At 62.3% G+C, this 17,171-nt stretch carries 18 protein-coding genes and 1 pseudogene; 17 read left to right on the top strand and 2 right to left on the bottom strand.

What is annotated here, in order from left to right; translation table 11 throughout:
* Position 1: 1 nt before the first annotated feature.
* Positions 2 to 1,198, bottom strand: coding sequence for a mandelate racemase/muconate lactonizing enzyme family protein (locus EO99_RS0119910; protein ID WP_029620341.1), 1,197 nt, complete (start codon positions 1,196 to 1,198; stop codon positions 2 to 4).
* 23 nt (positions 1,199 to 1,221) lie between these two features.
* On the bottom strand, positions 1,222 to 2,004 hold the full coding sequence (locus tag EO99_RS0119905) for an IclR family transcriptional regulator (protein ID WP_029620340.1): 783 nt from the start codon (positions 2,002 to 2,004) through the stop codon (positions 1,222 to 1,224).
* Between the two features lie 212 nt (positions 2,005 to 2,216).
* Between EO99_RS0119905 and EO99_RS0119900 the strand changes: the two genes are divergently transcribed.
* The 17 genes and pseudogenes from EO99_RS0119900 to EO99_RS0119825 all read left to right on the top strand — a co-directional run bounded on the left by EO99_RS0119900 (position 2,217) and on the right by EO99_RS0119825 (position 17,082).
* On the top strand, positions 2,217 to 2,648 hold the full coding sequence (locus tag EO99_RS0119900) for a VOC family protein (RefSeq protein WP_029620339.1): 432 nt from the start codon (positions 2,217 to 2,219) through the stop codon (positions 2,646 to 2,648).
* A gap of 2 nt (positions 2,649 to 2,650) precedes the next feature.
* The gene (locus EO99_RS0119895) at positions 2,651 to 3,799 is read left to right on the top strand and encodes an iron-containing alcohol dehydrogenase (protein WP_029620338.1); all 1,149 of its coding nucleotides are present in this window, start codon (positions 2,651 to 2,653) and stop codon (positions 3,797 to 3,799) included.
* A complete protein-coding gene (locus EO99_RS0119890) occupies positions 3,796 to 4,974 on the top strand; it encodes a mandelate racemase/muconate lactonizing enzyme family protein (protein ID WP_037112547.1) in 1,179 nt (392 codons plus the stop codon). The genes EO99_RS0119895 and EO99_RS0119890 overlap by 4 nt, the downstream gene beginning before the upstream one ends.
* Before the next feature lie 110 nt (positions 4,975 to 5,084).
* The gene (locus EO99_RS0119885; RefSeq protein ID WP_029620336.1) at positions 5,085 to 6,215 is read left to right on the top strand and encodes a mannonate dehydratase; all 1,131 of its coding nucleotides are present in this window, start codon (positions 5,085 to 5,087) and stop codon (positions 6,213 to 6,215) included.
* 55 nt (positions 6,216 to 6,270) lie between these two features.
* Positions 6,271 to 7,482 (top strand): sugar ABC transporter substrate-binding protein, encoded by a 1,212-nt coding sequence (locus EO99_RS0119880; protein ID WP_029620335.1) that lies wholly within the window; start codon positions 6,271 to 6,273, stop codon positions 7,480 to 7,482.
* A gap of 71 nt (positions 7,483 to 7,553) precedes the next feature.
* Positions 7,554 to 8,414, top strand: coding sequence for a carbohydrate ABC transporter permease (locus EO99_RS0119875; protein WP_029620334.1), 861 nt, complete (start codon positions 7,554 to 7,556; stop codon positions 8,412 to 8,414).
* Entirely contained in the window at positions 8,411 to 9,259 is an 849-nt protein-coding gene (locus EO99_RS0119870) for a carbohydrate ABC transporter permease (RefSeq protein WP_051679985.1), read from the top strand. Before EO99_RS0119875 ends, EO99_RS0119870 begins: the two co-directional genes overlap by 4 nt.
* A gap of 12 nt (positions 9,260 to 9,271) precedes the next feature.
* Positions 9,272 to 10,087, top strand: a complete 816-nt coding sequence (locus tag EO99_RS0119865) for an aldo/keto reductase (protein ID WP_029620332.1) — start codon at positions 9,272 to 9,274, stop codon at positions 10,085 to 10,087.
* A gap of 23 nt (positions 10,088 to 10,110) precedes the next feature.
* The gene (locus EO99_RS0119860) at positions 10,111 to 11,181 is read left to right on the top strand and encodes an ABC transporter ATP-binding protein (RefSeq protein ID WP_029620331.1); all 1,071 of its coding nucleotides are present in this window, start codon (positions 10,111 to 10,113) and stop codon (positions 11,179 to 11,181) included.
* Between the two features lie 2 nt (positions 11,182 to 11,183).
* Positions 11,184 to 11,939: an SDR family NAD(P)-dependent oxidoreductase gene (locus EO99_RS0119855; RefSeq protein WP_029620330.1), complete on the top strand. Its 756-nt coding sequence runs from the start codon at positions 11,184 to 11,186 to the stop codon at positions 11,937 to 11,939.
* 36 nt (positions 11,940 to 11,975) lie between these two features.
* Positions 11,976 to 12,725 (top strand): ribonuclease activity regulator RraA, encoded by a 750-nt coding sequence (locus tag EO99_RS0119850; protein WP_029620329.1) that lies wholly within the window; start codon positions 11,976 to 11,978, stop codon positions 12,723 to 12,725.
* Positions 12,726 to 12,809: 84 nt separating this feature from the next.
* Entirely contained in the window at positions 12,810 to 13,271 is a 462-nt protein-coding gene (locus tag EO99_RS0119845) for a heme-degrading domain-containing protein (protein ID WP_029620328.1), read from the top strand.
* A gap of 130 nt (positions 13,272 to 13,401) precedes the next feature.
* Positions 13,402 to 13,605 (top strand): annotated as a pseudogene (locus tag EO99_RS28695) (FadR/GntR family transcriptional regulator); the annotation flags it as partial.
* A gap of 63 nt (positions 13,606 to 13,668) precedes the next feature.
* Positions 13,669 to 14,118, top strand: coding sequence for a FadR/GntR family transcriptional regulator (locus EO99_RS28320; protein WP_235776880.1), 450 nt, complete (start codon positions 13,669 to 13,671; stop codon positions 14,116 to 14,118).
* A 78-nt stretch (positions 14,119 to 14,196) separates the two neighbouring features.
* Positions 14,197 to 15,111 (top strand): tripartite tricarboxylate transporter substrate binding protein, encoded by a 915-nt coding sequence (locus EO99_RS0119835; protein ID WP_235776879.1) that lies wholly within the window; start codon positions 14,197 to 14,199, stop codon positions 15,109 to 15,111.
* Positions 15,112 to 15,115: 4 nt separating this feature from the next.
* Positions 15,116 to 15,577: a tripartite tricarboxylate transporter TctB family protein gene (locus EO99_RS0119830; RefSeq protein WP_029620325.1), complete on the top strand. Its 462-nt coding sequence runs from the start codon at positions 15,116 to 15,118 to the stop codon at positions 15,575 to 15,577.
* Positions 15,574 to 17,082, top strand: a complete 1,509-nt coding sequence (locus EO99_RS0119825; RefSeq protein WP_029620324.1) for a tripartite tricarboxylate transporter permease — start codon at positions 15,574 to 15,576, stop codon at positions 17,080 to 17,082. The genes EO99_RS0119830 and EO99_RS0119825 overlap by 4 nt, the downstream gene beginning before the upstream one ends.
* Positions 17,083 to 17,171: the final 89 nt, after the last annotated feature.

The raw sequence follows: 17,171 nt of genomic DNA, 5'->3' as shown, positions 1-17,171 counted from the left end.
CTCAATCGAAAAAGTCGTGGTCTTCCGGCGACAGGTAAGCCTTGGCGCGGTCCGCAATGATCTCCACCCCCATGCCCGGCCGGTCCGGGACGTCGATCATGCCGTTCGTCACGATCGGCGATGGAAATCCCTCGACCAGATCCGTCCACCATTCCGGGTCGGCGGTCGTGTATTCGAAGGCGATGAAGTTGGCAGGAAGCGTGGCGGACACCTGAACCAGGGCCGCCAGCCCCAGCAAGCCGTTGGCAGTCCCGTGAGGTGCAACCGTAATGCCATGCAGATCCGCATATTCCGCGATCCACTTCAGTTCCGCGATTCCCCCCACGTCGGCAGGATCCGGCCCAATCACGTGGACAGCGTGGGATTCGATCAGGTCCTTGAAGTTCTGGCGCAGATAGATCTGCTCACCCGTGTGGATGGGCGTCGTCGAGCATCGGGTGAGTTCCCTGTAGACGCCCGCATTGACCCATGGCGTATAATCCCCCGACAGGAGATCCTCGAGCCAAAGGAGGTTAAAGGGCTCGAGCATCCGCGCCAGACGGATCGCGTCCGCCAGCATCCAGCCCGGGCCGCAGTCCAGCGCCAGGCCGATCCTGTCGCCCGCCACCTCCTTCATTGCGGCGACGCAGTCCACGAAGTGCTTCAGGCCTTTTTCCGTGACGGGGCCGCGGTCGAGTGCGCCGTGAAACGGGCTGACAGTCGGCTCCCCATAATAGAAGTTCGGCACCTCGCGCTTCATCGCGGAATGAAAGCCGATGGGCTGCTTGATGATGGTGAAGCCCTCCGAAAGGGCCATCATCTTGGCAATGTCGTCGGCGTAATCCTGCGGCTCATAGCCGGTGAAGGGAAAACGCATCGAGCCGTTGTAGACCCGCACCCTGTCCCGCACCTTGCCGCCGAGCAGCTTGTGGACCGGCAGCCCTGCCGCCTTTCCGGCGAGGTCCCAGAGCGCCATCTCGATGACGCTGACGGCACTCCCCCAGGGCTTGAAGCCGCCTCTCTGGCGGATCTTCAGCATGACCCTCTCGACCAGGGTCGGATCTTCGCCGATCAGCGCATCGCGAAAGGCCAGGATGTGCGGCTTCAGATAGGGCTTCCAGGTTTCCGCCTGGGCAAAGCCAGAAATGCCTTCATCCGAAACGATGCGCACGATCGGGCTCTTGCCGATGACGGCACATTTGATATCGACGATCTTCATGCGGGCTCCCCCCAAAATGCAATTCAGACTGGAATGACGGCGCTGATGGCCTTGGCGGTCTCCATCGCAGCCATGCGGATCTCCTCCATGCGGCTGGGCTGGGTGCCGGCCAGGAAAGGCACACTGACCGCCGCCAGCATCCTGCCGCTGCGCGTGAACACCGGCGTCGCAAAGGCCTGGATGCTGGGCGCATTCTCCCCCTTGTCCTGCGCCCATCCGAGGCGCCTGATGCGGGCGAACTCGCTGCGCAACCGCTTGGGATCCGTAATCGTCTTGGCGGTGAAGGCGACGAGCGAACGCGAGAGCCAGTAATCGAGATCTTCGGGTGGAAGATAGGCAAGCAGCAGCTTGCTGGCCGCACCGGCATGGATGGGCATGCGCTGCCCTGGCGCCACCGTCAGGGCGTACTCCCGTTTGCCTTGGGCTGCCGCGAGAACCAGGATGCCCTCCTGATCGAGAATGCTCAGCTTCACCCCTTCGCCCAGTTCCGCAGCCAGCTTGTCGAGAAACGGCTGGCAGAGGGCGGCAAGGTCGAACTCCGTCGCCCGGACCCCGACATGCGCCGCAAGCGACAGCAGCCGGCGTCCGAGGTGATAGCTACCCGTATCGTCACGGTAGACGATATCATGCTGCTGCAGCGAGTTGAGGATCCGGTAGATGGTCGTTCGGGGAAGCTTGAGTGCCTCCGTCAATTCGCTGATCGAAAGCCCCCGGCCCTTGCGTTCGATCTCGCACAGCACATCCATCATCCGGTCTATGACCGGGATCGTGTGCTTGCTTACCCCATCATCTGCGGCTTCGCTCATCGGCACCTGCCCTGTTGACAAAACTCGGTCGGTCATTAGCATACATATGTGAACTGTCAAAGTTCATATTTGGATAGTCGGAGGAGGCGGCTGTTCGAATTCGGTTTCGCGCAAGCATGCCGCCGAAGTGCACCCTGCACGGCCGGAACACACCTGGCAGCGACGCGAAATCACCAGCACCCTCCCTCATTGGCCAAACACAGGGGCTCAGAATGCTGACCGTTTCCGCGATTACCCATGTCGCCATCAGGGTGAAAGATATCGACCGCACCCTAGATTTCTACATCAACAAGCTGGGCTTTTCTGAGCTTCTGCGCCTCGACCGCGACGGGCGCCTATGGCTGGTCTATCTGCGCATCACCGACGACCAGTACCTCGAGGTCTTCCCGGAGGGCCAGGGCGGCGACGCGCCGGGAGCAGACGCCGTGGGATACAACCACATGTGCCTTGCCGTGCCGAGCATAGATCAGAGCGTGCGCGAGCTCGAGGCTGCAGGGATCCCGCTGTTCCGCCCGAAGGTCCAGGGCGCCGACGGCAACTGGCAGACCTGGATTGTCGATCCGGACGGGCATCGCATCGAGATGATGGAGATGGCCGCGGACGGCATGCAGGCCAAGGCAATTGCCCGCCTCCGGGGGAACTGACCATGCCCAGGATCAACTATCTGACGGCGATCGATTTTGGCCCCAGCGAGCTGGAATGCCTGCCCGCGGCCATGGCCGAGCTCGGCATATCGCGACCGCTCTTCATCTCCGACCGCGGACTGGCCGCGTCCGGGCTGGCCGACAAGGTGCAGGCTCTGATGCCTCGGGTGACCGCCTCCTACCTTGATACGCCCTCGAACCCGACGGAAGCTGCCGTCTCCGATGCGCTCGAGGTCTATCACGGGGATTCATGCGACGGCGTCGTCGCCCTCGGCGGCGGCTCGCCGATCGACCTCGCCAAGGGTGTCGCGCTCCTCGCCACGCATGACGGATCGCTGGAGCAATACGCCGCCATTTACGGCGGCATCGAGCGTATCCGCCCGACCGTCTCCCCCGTCATTGCCATACCGACAACAGCCGGCACCGGCGCGGAGGTCGGGCGCGCGGCACTGCTGACGCTCGACGATGGCCGCAAGCTCGGCTTCATCAGCCCGCACCTCATCCCGCGCCGCGCCATCTGCGACCCGCTGCTGACACTGGACCTGCCACCGGCCCTCACCGCCGCCACGGGGTTGGATGGGCTTTCCCACTGCATCGAAACCCTGTTTTCGCCGCGCTTCAATCCGACGGCGGAAGCGATCGCACTGGATGGCGCCGGCCGCATCTGGAGAAACCTGCCGCAGGCATTCGACACGCCGGACGATATCGCAGCCCGCAGTGAGGTGATGCTCGGCGCACTCCACGGCGGCCTGGCGTTCCAGAAGGGTCTCGGCGCCGTTCACTCGCTCAGTCATGCTCTCGGCGGCCTGAAGGAACCCAGACTTCATCACGGCACGCTGAACGCCATCCTCATGCCGATCGTCGTGCGCTTCAATGCGCCGGCGGTCGCCGACAAGCTGAACAGGCTGCGGGCGGCCATGGGACTGGCCGCAGACGCCGATGTGCCCGGCGAGCTGGAAGCCTTGAACCGTCGCTTGAACATGCCCTCCGGCCTGGCCGCTATGGGCGTGACCCCGGAATGTTTCGACTGGATCATCGAGCGGGCGCTTGCCGATCACAGCCACGCCACCAACCCTCTTGCGCCGTCGGCAGAGGACTATCTCGCCATGCTCGAAGAAGCCTTGGCCCAACCCGGCAGGAATTTCCCATGAAGATCACGGCTCAGAAGATATTTGTCGCCAACGCTCAGCGGACGAACTTCGTCTTCGTCAAGCTCTACACCGACGACGGGATAGAAGGCGTCGGCGAGGCGACGCTGGAATGGAAGACGAAAACCGTCGTCGCGGCTCTGGAAGAGCTGGAGCGGGTCCTTGTCGGTCGCGATCCCTTTGCCGTGGATGCGATCATCGAACAGCTCCACAGGGACAGCTACTGGCGAACGGGTGCGGTCTTCCGCACGGCACTCGGCGGCATCGAGGCCGCCCTCCTCGACATCAAGGGCAAGGCGCTCGGCGTTCCTGTCTTCGAACTGCTCGGCGGTAAATTCCGCGATCGCGTTGAATGCTACGCCAACCACTGGTTCTTCGGTGCGACGACTCCCGAGGAATATGCCGCAAACGCCCGCAAGGCTGTCGCCATGGGATACCGCGCGCTGAAATGGGATCCCTTCGACACGGCCGACCTGGAGATGGACCGCCGGCAACGACGCCAGACGATCGAGATCGTGGAAGCCGTCCGCGACGCGGTGGGACCCGACGTCAACCTGATGCTCGACGTCCACGGCCGCCTCAACGTCCCGACGGCAATTGCCATGTGCCGGGCCCTGGCACCCTTCGACCTGACGTGGATCGAGGAGCCGACGCCGCCGGAAAACATCGACGCGCTGGCGGACGTGCGCGCTGCCAGCCCGGTGCCGATCGCTGCCGGCGAACGCTGGTACGAACCGGGCAAGTTTCTCGAGGCCCTGTCCAAGAAGGCAGTCGATATCCTGCAACCCGACGTGTCGCACGCCGGCGGAATGGGTGAGACGAAACGCGTCGCGCATCTGGCGCACACGCATCTCATCCCTGTCGCCCCTCACAATCCCGTCGGGCCGGTTATGAACGCCATGACGCTGCACGCCTCGGTCGCGATGCCGAATTTTTCCGTCTTTGAGACCGTGTCGATGGATGTTCCGTGGCGCAAGGAACTCGTGCGGGAAACCCTGCAGTTCGAGAACGGGGCGATTCTGGCACCGACAGCACCGGGTCTCGGCGTCGAACTGATCGAGGAAGCCTGCGAGCGCTTCGCCTATCAGCCCACCAATGTACCGCTCTTCGACGGGTCCATGAACACGACCGGCGTGGCGACGGGCGCCCGGACGTTCGCAGCGGACGAAACCAAATAGAAGTCACGGCAAAGGGAGTTGACACCGACTCCCCTTCGCCACATAGTTATATTTAGAACAGGTGCAGTTCAAATATGAACTCATCTAAGCAGCAACGGGAGGAGAGCTGCTTGAAGGTTGGAATCTCATTGTACGGGCCGCTTCTGAGCGAAGCGGGTGCCCGTTTCGCCAGTCAGCTCGGGGTGGAAGACGTCGTCGTCCACCTGACGGACTATGGACGGAATGCCGACGCGAGAGACTATGCGGCAGGCGGCGTCGGCCCGATCAACGGCGAATGCATCGACGCGCCTCTGTGGTCCTACGACCGCCTGGCCGACCTGGTCGCCATGCTGTCGAGACACAATCTCAGGGTGGCAGCTCTGGAGAATATCTCTCCCAACTTCTGGTCGGACATCCTGCTCGACGGTCCGCAGAAGGATGCGCAGATGCTCGACCTTCAGGACCTAGTCCGGAACATGGGGCGTCTTGGCATCCCGGTTCTCGGATACAATTTTTCCATCGCCGGCGTGTGGGGATGGCAGCGCAAGCCGGTGGCGCGCGGCAACGCGGTGACGGCCGTCTTCGCCATGGACGAATTCGACGCGGAAAGCCCCGTCCCCGACGGCATGGTCGGCAATATGCGCTACCGCCTGGCCGTTCCCGGGGCAAAGCCCCAGACGGTCGACGAAGCGACGCTATGGTCGCGGCTTCAGTGGTTCCTGGAGAAGCTCGTTCCGGTAGCACAAGAGGCAGGCGTCCGATTGGCCGCCCATCCGGACGATCCGCCGGTCGAGCGCCTGCGCGGCACCGCGCGGCTGGTCAACAGCCATGCCAAATACGACCGGCTCCTTTCGCTCGTGGAGAGCCCCGCCAACGCACTGGAATTCTGCGTCGGCTCACTGGCGGAAATGTCCGATGGCGACGTCTACGAGACGACCCGCCGTTTTGCCCGCCGCAACGCCATCGCCTACGTCCACTTCCGCAATGTCCGCGGCAAGGTACCGAATTACGTGGAGACCTTCGTGGACGACGGTGACGTCGACATGGCCCGGATCGTGCGTGTTCTGCACGAGGAAGGATATGACGGGATCCTGGTTCCTGACCACGTTCCAGAACTCGAATGCCCGGCTCCATGGCACGCCGGACATGCCTACACGATTGGCTACATGAAGGCGCTTGTCGCACACGCAGACGCCTTGACCGGAAGCTCTTCCGTATCCGCCGGCCATCGGGCCGAGGAGCCCTCGGCGGCTGCGGAATAGATAATGCCAGCCACACGGCTGGAGGAGAAACGACGGATTCAGTTGGGAGGTAAACATGAAAACGTTGACTATGAAACTGGCGATGGCCGCAACGGCATCGTTTCTGGCCATGTCAGCCGGTGCTTGGGCTGGCGAAGTCGTCTGGTGGACGCCGAACTTCAACGAGGCCCGCGCCCGGGAACTGGTGGAGAAATTCCAGGCTGCCAATCCGGACGTGACGGTGAAGCTTGAGATCACCACCACCGACGGACTGCCGCAGCGCATCCTGACGTCCCTGCAGTCGGGAGCTGCACCGGACGTCATCGACGTGCAGCATGGCTGGGTGAACGGCTATGCCCAGAACAACCTCGTCCTGCCGGTGGACGACGTCTTGACCGATCGCGAGGACTACATTCCAGCCGCCCTGGAATACAACACCTGGGACGGCAAGCTCTGGGGCATTCCCTACCGGATCGAAACCCACGCCGTGATCATCAACAAGGGCGACTACACGGCTGCCGGTCTTGACCCCGACAATCCACCGACCACGTGGACAGCCTTCAAGGACGCCGCCAAGAAGCTGACCACCAACGGCAAATCCGGGTTTGCGATCACCGGCGGCGGTGAAGTCGGCAACACCATCTTCCGATCCCTGCCCTTCATGTGGATGCTGGGCGGCGGCATCATCTCGGATGACGGCAAGCAGGTCCTGGTCAACAGCCCGGAATCCATCGAAGCCGTGACCTTCTACACCGACTTCCTGAAGGAAGGCATTTCGCCGACCTCGACGCTGGAGAACGACGGAACCGCCAATCGCAGGCTGTTCATCGCCGAGACGGTGTCGATGTATCAGTCCGGTCAGTTCGATATTCAGTCCATCCGCAAGGAAAACCCCAATATCGACATCGGCGTGATCCCGGTTCCGCATCCTGACGACGGGAAGACGGCAGCCATCCTCGGAGGATGGAGCTTCGTCATTCCGAGCGACGCCAAGAACCCCGACGATGCCAAGAAGCTCCTGGGCTTCCTTGCCGAGTCGGAGAACCAGGCCGTTCTGACCGACACCTTCCCGGCCCGCATCTCTGCCATGGAGGCCGAGCGCTTCAACGACCCGATCCTGCAGGTCTTCAAGGAAATGCTGCCGTTCGGACGGCCGGTGCCGGCACATCCGAACTGGGTCCAGATATCCCAGGCCTACTTCGACGGGATCCAGCGCATCCTTCTCGGTGACGAGGATGTCAAGACCGCCATGGACGGCGCCGCCGACGAAATCGAAGGGCTTCTTTAGATCCCTCCCGTCCGGAAGGCGCTCGGCCTCCTGCCGACGCCTTCCGGTTCTCCTATCAGGGATGAAATCGGATGCAGAAACAATCCACGGGCTATCTGTTCGTTCTACCCGCGCTGATGGTGCTGGGCATGCTGATCGCCTATCCCGTCGCCTATACGGGACTGCTGAGCGTCACGGACAATGCCGGCAACTATGTCGGGCTGGACAATTTCCGGCGCGTTCTGTCCGCGCGCGCCACGCCGACGGCCTTCTGGAACACCCTCTGGTGGGTGTTCGGGTCCATCGTCTTTCAGGTCATCCTCGGTGTTCTGACTGCGATCCTGCTGAACCAGAACTTTCGCGGACGAGCCGTCGTCCGCTCCGTGACGCTTGTCCCCTGGGTGGTGCCCGGCATCGTCGCCGCGACCACCTGGGCCTGGATGCTCCACACCGAGTTCGGCATCATCAACTACATGCTGACCGGACCCGGTCTGATCGACGAGCCGGTCGGCTGGCTGACGAACGGCGGCACCGTGCTGCCGGTGATGATCGCCATCAACATCTGGAAGATGTTTCCCTTCGTCGCCATCATGGTCCTGGCCGGACTGCAGTCGATATCCAACGATCTCTATGAAGCGGCCCGTATCGATGGCGCAAGCTTCTGGGAAGAAGTCCGCTACGTCATGCTGCCGCAGGTGCGGACGGTGATCGTCGCGGTCACGCTTCTCCTGGTCATCTGGGCCTTGAACCACATCACCATCATCTATGCCATCACCCGCGGAGGACCGGCAAACCGGACCCTGATCACACCAATCCAGATCTTCAGGACAGCCTTTGAAAGCGTCCAATTCGGACAGGCGGCGGCTCTTTCCGTCATGTTCTTTGCCGTCGCGATCGTGGTCGTGTTCATCTACATCCGGACGCTGGCCTCCAACCCGGAGGAAACACGTTGAACAAGCTTCAGACCCTCAAGCGCCCTGGCCTGCCGGGCTGGCTGATCCTTACCGCTTCGGTTCTGCTCGTCCTGGTCTGCCTGTTCCCCTTCTGGTGGATGGTGCTGTCGTCGGTGAAGACGCTGCGCGAGCTCTACACGGTTCCGCCGATCTGGTGGCCCGCGGCACCCACATGGGAGAACTACCGCACGGTTCTGTTTGAATCGAACATCCCGCGCTACTTCCTCAACAGCATCATCATCTCGGTCGGATCGACGGCGCTGGCGCTGGTGCTGGCGATCTTTGCCTCCTACGGCTTTGCCCGTTTCAACTTCAAGGGAAAGCCGCTTCTTCAGTCCTTCGTGCTGGTGGGCCAGCTCCTGCCGACAGCCGCCATCATCGTGCCGCTGTTCGTCACGCTTCGGGTGCTCAACCTCGTCAACACCTACTGGGGCCTGATCCTCGTCTACATGATCATCACGCTGCCGCTTTCGGTGTGGATGCTCACCAGCTACTTCAAGAACATCCCGGTCGAGCTCGAGGAAGCAGCGATCATCGATGGCGCCAGCCGCCTGGAGTGCCTGTTCCGCATCACGCTGCCCCTCTCCTTGCCGGGACTTGCCTCCGTCATGGTCTACGCCTTCGTGACGACCTGGAACGAGTTCATCTTCGCGCTCTGCTTTGCCACCGATTCCTCGGTGAAGACGCTGCCCATCGGGCTCGCGGAATTCTCGACGGAGTTCAACACCGACTGGGGTGCCGTCATGGCAGCCTCCGTGGTGATGACCCTGCCGATCGCCATCCTGTTTCTATCCATGCAGCGGCTCTTCGTCGGTGGCCTCACCGCCGGCGCGACGAAGGGCTGAGGGAGGAATGCAATGACCTATACCTCCCCGATCCCGCAGCTTGGCCTCGGCACATTCGGACGCACGGGCGACGCGGGCATCCAGGCGATCCTATCGGCGATCGAGGTCGGCTATCGTCACATCGATACGGCCCAGAGCTATGACACGGAAGGCTGTGTCGGTGAGGCCATCCGCCGCTCCGGTCTGCCGCGCTCCGAATTCTTCGTCACCACCAAGGTTGCAGACACCAACCTGTCAAAGGTCGATTTCCTGCCGAGCGTCGAGAAAAGCCTTGAGACGATCGGCATCGATCAGGTCGACCTGCTGCTCATCCACTGGCCCTCGCAGAATGACGCGGTGCCGTTCGACGACTACATGCTGGCACTGGCCGAAGCACGCCAGCGCGGATGGACCCGCCATATCGGCGTGTCCAATTTCCCGATCGCCCTACTCGACAAGGCCTTTGCTCTGTTGGGCGAGGATGCGGTCATCACGGATCAGGTCGAGATCCACCCTTACCTGCAGGCACCCAGGCTCGTGAGCCACTGCCGCAGCAAGCGGTTGGTGCTGACCGCCTACCAGCCCCTCTGCAAGGGAGCTGTCAACGACGACCCGCTCCTGAAGGCGATCGCCGAGAGCCACGGCGTCACCGCCGCGGCCGTCGCGCTCGCCTTCCTGATGGCGGAAGGCCACGCCGTCATCCCGGCCTCCTCCAGCATCGAAAATCTGAAGAACAACTTCGCGTCGCAGGACGTGAACCTCACCGCCGCCGAGATCTCGCGGATCCGCACGCTGGACCGCTCCGCACGGCACATCAATCCAGCCAAATCACCCCGCTGGGATGATTGAGACACCCTGACAGGAGACCGCAATTGGCACCGGTATCGATTAACAACGTTCGGAAATCCTATGGCGCACTGGAGGTGCTCCATGGAGTGTCCATCGACATAGCCGACGGCGAATTCGTGGTTCTCGTCGGCCCGTCCGGCTGCGGCAAGTCGACCTTGCTGCGCATGCTGGCCGGGCTCGAGGACATCTCGGCAGGCGAGATCTCCATCGGCGACCGCGTGGTCAACGGCCTTCAGCCGAAGGAGCGCGACATCGCCATGGTCTTCCAGAGCTATGCGCTCTACCCGCACATGACGGTGGAGCAGAATATGGGCTTCTCGCTGAAGCTTGCCCGCGCACCCAAGGAAGAAACCCGTGATCGGGTCGCCAAGGTCGCGGCCATGCTCAACCTCGGCGACTATCTTGACCGCTACCCGCGTCAGTTGTCGGGCGGCCAGCGCCAGCGCGTCGCCATGGGACGGGCCATGGTCCGCAATCCGGAAGTTTTCCTGTTCGACGAACCTCTGTCCAACCTCGACGCCAAGCTGCGGGTGCAGATGCGCTCGGAGATCAAGCAGAACCACCATCGGCTGAAGACCACGACCGTCTATGTCACCCATGACCAGATCGAGGCCATGACCATGGCGGACAAGATCGTCGTAATGCATGGCGGGATCGTGGAGCAGATGGGATCTCCGCTCGAGCTCTACGATCACCCGGCCAACCTCTTCGTTGCAGGCTTCATCGGCTCCCCGGCGATGAACGTCATCGGCGGCAAGGTCAGCGGCGGCGGCTTCGTCGGCGACGACGGCACCCGCATTGCCCTCCCCTTTTCGGTGACGGAATTTGAGGGACGGGAGATGAAGCTCGGTATCCGACCCGAACATCTGCTGCTCGATGCGAACGGGCATGCAGCCGAGATCATCACGATCGAGCCGACAGGCGCGGAGACGCAGGTTCTCCTGCGGCTTGCCGGTCACGAAATCGTTGGCGTCTTCCGCGAACGCATCCTGCAGAAGCCGGGGGAGATCCTGCATGTTTCGCTCATCCCCGAGCGCATCCAGCTTTTCGACGGCAAGAGCGGACAGCGCATCGACTTCCGGGAGGCGGCGTGACGATGGCCATCTATCCGGACTTGAACGAGAAGACGGTCCTGATCACCGGGGGCGCAAGCGGCATCGGTGCGGCGCTTGTCGAGGCCTTTGCCGCCCAGGGAGCCAAGGTCGGCTTCCTGGATCGGGACGAGACGGCCGGCGCAGCTCTGTCCGATGCGCTGGCGGCAAAGGGGCAACAGGTTCGCTTCGTGCCCGTCGATCTGCGCGACACGGAAAGGCTCCGCGCCGGCATCGAAACCGTCAGGGCTGAACTGGGAGGGATCACCGTTCTCGTCAACAACGCCGCCCATGACGAACGCCATGCGACGGAAGAGGTGACCGAGGCATACTTCGACGACCGCATTGCCACCAACTTCAAGCACCAGTTCTTCGCCTCGCAGGCCGTGCTGCCCGACATGAAGGCAGCCGGCGGCGGCGCGATCATCTGCATGAGTTCGATCTCCTGGATGGCAGGCTTTGGCGGCATGGCGCTCTACACCGCCTCCAAGTCGGCCGTGATCGGGCTCATCCGGTCGCTCGCCCGGGATTTCGGCCCCTTCAACATCCGCGTCAATGCTGTCTCGCCCGGCTGGATCATGACGCAGCGGCAGCTGGATCTCTGGCTGACGCCTGAGGCGGACGCCGTGCGGCAGGAACGCCAGGCTCTCAAGCAACGGCTGCTTCCGGCGGATGTCGCCAAGCTTGCTCTCTTCCTGGCATCCGACGACGCGCGGGTGATCACCAGCCAGAACTACATCATCGACGGCGGCTGGGTCTGATCGCCGCCTTTAATCCCCCACATCGAGGTTCATGACATGCAGTCCCCCACAGACATCAAAGACATCACCCGTCCGGCCCGTGAGCTGTGTGACGCCCTGGCTCTGATCGGCACGGCCACCGCCAGCAGCGAGCTGAGCCTCATGGGGATCCGCGATCCGCAGATCCGCGGTCCGCTTCCCCTGAAATACGGCCGCTCGGTCGCGGGCCCTGCGCTGACGCTGCAATGCATGCCGAAGCGCGAGGATCTCTACGGCTCCAACGAATACGACAACCCCGAACTGCAGCTGCACCGCCACGTCCTCTATCCGGCCCAGGCCGGCGACATGGTGGTCGTCGACGCCCGCGGCGACATGGCGAGCGGCATTTTCGGCGAAATGATGCTGACGTTCCTGGCCGGCCGCGGTGGCGCCGGCATCGTCGTGGACGGTTGCATCCGCGATTCCGCCAAGGCCAAGGAACTCGATCTCGGCATCTGGGTGCGGGGGGTAACACCGAATTACCATGCGCAGACGGGACTGATCCCCTTTGCGGTGAACGTGCCGGTGGCATGCGGCGGTGTGCTGGTCATGCCCGGCGATATCATAGTGGCCGATGACGACGGGGTGATCGTCGTCCCGGTCGCGCTGGCGGCAGAAGTGATCGCACGGTCGAGCGAGCATGCCGAATGGGAGGAGTTTGCCCGGTTCCGCCTGTCGCAGGGAGGCGACCTGCGCAAGTATTATCCGCTGACGGAAGGCGTGCAGGACGAATATGTCGCTTGGCGCAACGCCCAGCCGGCCGACTGATTAAAGTCCACAACTAAGCCCGGGCGCGACGGAGCGGCTGGGCCTCTCGCCGAATACAGACAGATGCGAGGAGCAGACATCACCATGGCAGCGGCACCGACAATAGAAGAGCTGATCGCCGAGGAGGAGACCATCCAGCTTGGCGGCTTCGACTATGAACTGGCATGGCGGCTCGGCTGCGCCATTCGCGAGACGGCAGCAGCCAGAAACCTGCCGATTGCCATCGAGATCAGTCACCACGGCACAGCCGTCTTTTCTGCGCTTCTGCCCGGAGCCTCTCCCGACAACCTGGTGTGGGTTCGTCGGAAGCGGGCGGTCGTCGAACGGTTCAACCGGAGCTCCCTCTACATGCGCCTGCTGTGCGAGCGCAACGCGACGGAATTCCACGCCCGCTATCGTCTTCCCCATGCCGATTTTGCCGCCAGCGGCGGTGGCGTTCCCATCCGCATCCGCAATGTCGGGATCATCGGCGCTGTGGCAATCAGCGGCCTGCCGGATGTGGAGGACCACGCACTGGCCATGCAGGCCCTGGGAAAGCTCGCCTGACAAAGCCTTTTCGGAAACCGATCCGGCAAGTGGATTACCCGGGCACGCCGGAGAGCCTCCAGCTGCGACTTGACAATCATCAGATGAATAAACAATATCGTCTGACATATGGGTTGGGTGAGGTTCAGGCATGTCTGGAAGGCCACGTATCAAGCGCTCCGATTCAGTGCTTGATGCATTGGGATCGGACATCGTCCTTGGGCGCTTCGAGGTCGGCAAGCCCATTCCGACTGAACCCGAGCTCATGGAAGTCTATCAAGTCGGGCGGTCCACAATTCGCGAAGCGACATCTGCCCTGATTGGCCTGGGGATGCTCCAGGCGTCCCCTCGCCGCGGAACCATCGTCACCGATCGAACGCGCTGGAACACGCTCAATCGGGATGTCCTCCGTTGGCTGATGGACAGCAAAGCCCAGATGCCGGGGATCCTGCAATCGATCGACGAAGCGAGGCGCGTCTTTGAACCTGCGTCGGCGGCACTTGTCGCGAAGCGGGCAACGCGGCGCCAGGTGATCGAGATCGAAAGCGCCTATGCCAAGATGGAGGAAGCCGCCGAAAAAGGCGATGCGACCTCGGCCATTCTCGCCGACCGCGAGTTCCATTTCGCCATTCTCAAGGCCACGAACAATCCGATTCTGGAAGCCTTCGATACCGCGTTGGACAGTGTGCTGGGACTGCTCTTCAGCGTCACGGCCAATCACATGGAGAATTTTCGCGCCAATCTCGGAAATCACCTCGCCGTCCTTGAAGCCATTCGAGCCAAGGACCCCGAGGCAGCCGAGCGCGCGATGTCGGAAACGATCAACTTTACGACGACGAAAATGAAGGACGCAAAGTTGATCGGGTAATGCATCAAGGAGGAGTTAAAGATGCTTAAGAAACTAGCCACGAGTGCCATCGTTCTAGCGATCTCAGCGGGAGCTGCCATGGCAGAATTTCCCGAGAAGCCCATCACCCTGATCGTTCCCTGGGCCGCAGGCGGCGGCACGGATGCCGTTGCACGCATTCTCGCCAGCGGGCTGGAAAAGGAGCTGGGAGTCTCCGTCAACGTGGTCAACAAGCCGGGTGGGGGATCCGTCATTGGCCACTCCGAGATGCTGACAACCAATCCGGATGGCTACACGCTTGGCTTCGGCACGGCGGAACTGTCGACCTTCTACTGGGCCGGCCAGTCGGAGATCAAGGCAACCGACTTCAACCCCATCGCGCTGGTCAATTTCGACTCGGGGGCATTTCACGTTTCGACCTCGTCAGACTGGACGGATGTTGCCGCCGCGCTGGAGGAGATCAAGACGCAGCCGGCTGGCACCTTCAAGGTCAGCGGCACCGGAACAGGCGCGGCCTATCACCTCGCGTTTGCGGGCTTCCTAAAGGCCAACGGCGTCGATCCTCTGGCGGTCACCCTTGTACCGTCACAGGGTGCGGCTCCCGGTTTCCAGGAACTGGCCGCCGGCGGCATCGACGTCGTCTTGTCCTCCCTGCCTGAGGGCATGGCGATGATGCAGGCGGAAAAGTCCAAGCCTCTTGCCGTCTTTTCCGAAGAGCGGATTGCCGCCTTCCCGGATGTGCCGACTGCAGAAGAAGCGACAGGCAAGCCGTTTGCCGGCGGCACCTGGCGTGGAGTGGTCGGTCCGCAAGGGCTGGATCCCGAAGTCGCAAAGACACTCGAAGACGCTGTCGTCAAGGTTGGCAATTCCGAAGAGTTTGTCGCGTTCATGAACGAGAAGGGGTTTGGGCTGCGTGTACTCGGCAGCGAAGCCTTCGGTGAATTCCTGGCCGAGCAGCACGTCCAGGTGGGCTCGATCATGAACGACCTGGGCATCGCCCAGCGCAAGGAGTAACACCATGCGCCTGCCGGATTTTTGGACCGGTCTTGGTTTCGCAGCCCTGGGCATTGCCATTGCTGTCTACGCCCAGGGCTTCCACGTCCCGGCAGGCGCGGCGTCCCCGCGGCTCCTTCCTACGATCATCGGGAGCTTCATGGCCCTGTTCGGAGGCCTGGTTGCGCTGCGCGGCTGGCGCGAAGCCGGGAACGTCGCGCTACCGGGCTGGCTCTCCTCCCCTCGCCAAGTGACGCTTGTCGTATTCCTGCCGGTGGCGGTCATCGCCTATGGCCTGTTGGCGCCAAGGCTTGGCTCCAGTCTCGTGACCATGGTGATCCTGACGCTTCACGGGATTCTATATGGTCTTCGTCCGCTCTACGCGATTGTGCTGGGCGTCTGCGCCGGGATCGCGGTGACCTTCCTGTTCATTCACGTTCTCGGAATCCCCCTGCCCGCGGGTTGGATTGAGGAGCTTCTGTCATGACCGCCTTTTTCGACGGCTTGACCCTTGTGATGCAGGCAGACGTCCTGGTCACCATTTTGATTTCAGCCGCCTTTGGGCTTTTCGTGGGCATGGTGCCCGGTCTCAGTGCCACGATGGCGGTCGCGCTCCTGGTGCCCGTTGCCTTTACACTCTCTCCCGTCGCGGCACTGGCGACCATTATCACCTGCTCCGCCATGGCCATGTTTGCTGGCGACATCCCGGCGGCATTTCTTCGCATCCCGGGCACGCCCGCCTCGGCAGCCTATACCTATGATATGAATGACCTCGTCCGTTCGGGTCGGCTCGGCGATGCCCTCGGCACGTCGCTTCTGTGCTCGGCGACGGGCGGGATCCTGGGTGCAGTCATCTTGATGTTCGGCGCGCCGCTGCTGGCCGATTTCGCCATCAATTTCTCAAGCTACGAGTACTTCTGGCTTGCGTTGCTCGGGCTCTCCTGCGCCACCCTTGTCGCCGGCGACGATGCACTGAAGGGATGGCTGTCACTCACCATCGGGCTGTTCCTGTCCGTCATCGGTCTGGACTTTGTCACGGGCATCCAGCGCTACACCTTCGGCGTCACCAACCTGCAGGCAGGCATCGGCTTCATCTCCGTCATGATCGGTGCCTTTGCTCTGTCTGAACTTTTCCGGAAGGCGACAGGCTTTGGTGAAAAGCAGGCCGAGGCCCGCCTGGGGATCAGCGGTGCGCCGCTCCCACGCATGCGCACACTCTGGGATCAACGGAACCATATCGCCCGAGGGGGTGTCATCGGAACATTGATCGGTGCCTTGCCGGGCGCCGGCGCGGATATCGCGGCCTGGGTCGCCTATGCCGTCTCGAAGCGCTTCGCAAAGGAACCGGAGCGGTTCGGTCGCGGATCTGTCGAGGCGGTCGCAGGGGCCGCGACAGCCAACAATGCGGCCCTCTCAGGCTCCTATGTCCCCACGCTCGTCTTCGGGATCCCTGGAGACTCCATCACAGCGATCGTGGTGGGCGTGCTTATCCTGAAGGGGATCCAGCCCGGGCCTCTGGTCTTCGTCAATTCAGCCGACATGGTCAATGCCATCTACATCGTGTTCCTGCTGGCCAACATCCTGCTCGTGCCCCTCGGCATCGCCGCCATCTACCTTGGCCGGACGGTGATCTCCATCCGCGATGCCATCCTGTACCCAGTGATACTCCTGCTCTGTCTCTATGGCGCCTATGCCGTTAGCAACAACACGTTCGAGCTCTGGATCGTCCTTGCGACCGGCATTCTCGTCTGGATCATGCAGGAGAACAACTATCCGGCCGCGCCGCTGATCCTCGGGCTCGTGCTGGGCCAGGTGGTCGAACAGAACTTCATGTCTTCGCTGATCAAGGCGGATGGCAACATCATCAATTTCTTCAACCGTCCCATCGCCGGCGTGCTCGGCGTCCTGACCCTCGTCGTTTGGTTCTACCCGCTGATGGCGGGAACCATCCGGCGTGTCAGGGGCACTGCAGGACCAACCGATCAGACCTAGGAAAGGTACGAACATGTACAAGTTCATGAAGGGCTCTACCCACCAGCTTGCCTCGGCGGAAATCGCCATCAAGGCCATACCGGATGATC

The sequence above is a fragment of the Pseudorhizobium marinum genome, assembly GCF_000705355.1.
Classification (GTDB): domain Bacteria; phylum Pseudomonadota; class Alphaproteobacteria; order Rhizobiales; family Rhizobiaceae; genus Neorhizobium; species Neorhizobium pelagicum.
The sequence above is the reverse complement of the archived record's forward strand: the minus strand, read 5'-3'. Positions and strand labels throughout refer to the sequence as shown.

Coding starts and splice junctions, on each gene's coding strand:
- EO99_RS0119910 (WP_029620341.1), bottom strand. CDS start 1,198: ATGAAGATCGTCGATATCAAATGTGCCGTCATCGGCAAGAGCCCGATC.
- EO99_RS0119905 (WP_029620340.1), bottom strand. CDS start 2,004: ATGAGCGAAGCCGCAGATGATGGGGTAAGCAAGCACACGATCCCGGTC.
- EO99_RS0119900 (WP_029620339.1), top strand. CDS start 2,217: ATGCTGACCGTTTCCGCGATTACCCATGTCGCCATCAGGGTGAAAGAT.
- EO99_RS0119895 (WP_029620338.1), top strand. CDS start 2,651: ATGCCCAGGATCAACTATCTGACGGCGATCGATTTTGGCCCCAGCGAG.
- EO99_RS0119890 (WP_037112547.1), top strand. CDS start 3,796: ATGAAGATCACGGCTCAGAAGATATTTGTCGCCAACGCTCAGCGGACG.
- EO99_RS0119880 (WP_029620335.1), top strand. CDS start 6,271: ATGAAAACGTTGACTATGAAACTGGCGATGGCCGCAACGGCATCGTTT.
- EO99_RS0119875 (WP_029620334.1), top strand. CDS start 7,554: ATGCAGAAACAATCCACGGGCTATCTGTTCGTTCTACCCGCGCTGATG.
- EO99_RS0119865 (WP_029620332.1), top strand. CDS start 9,272: ATGACCTATACCTCCCCGATCCCGCAGCTTGGCCTCGGCACATTCGGA.
- EO99_RS0119855 (WP_029620330.1), top strand. CDS start 11,184: ATGGCCATCTATCCGGACTTGAACGAGAAGACGGTCCTGATCACCGGG.
- EO99_RS0119850 (WP_029620329.1), top strand. CDS start 11,976: ATGCAGTCCCCCACAGACATCAAAGACATCACCCGTCCGGCCCGTGAG.
- EO99_RS0119845 (WP_029620328.1), top strand. CDS start 12,810: ATGGCAGCGGCACCGACAATAGAAGAGCTGATCGCCGAGGAGGAGACC.
- EO99_RS28320 (WP_235776880.1), top strand. CDS start 13,669: ATGGACAGCAAAGCCCAGATGCCGGGGATCCTGCAATCGATCGACGAA.
- EO99_RS0119835 (WP_235776879.1), top strand. CDS start 14,197: ATGGCAGAATTTCCCGAGAAGCCCATCACCCTGATCGTTCCCTGGGCC.
- EO99_RS0119830 (WP_029620325.1), top strand. CDS start 15,116: ATGCGCCTGCCGGATTTTTGGACCGGTCTTGGTTTCGCAGCCCTGGGC.
- EO99_RS0119825 (WP_029620324.1), top strand. CDS start 15,574: ATGACCGCCTTTTTCGACGGCTTGACCCTTGTGATGCAGGCAGACGTC.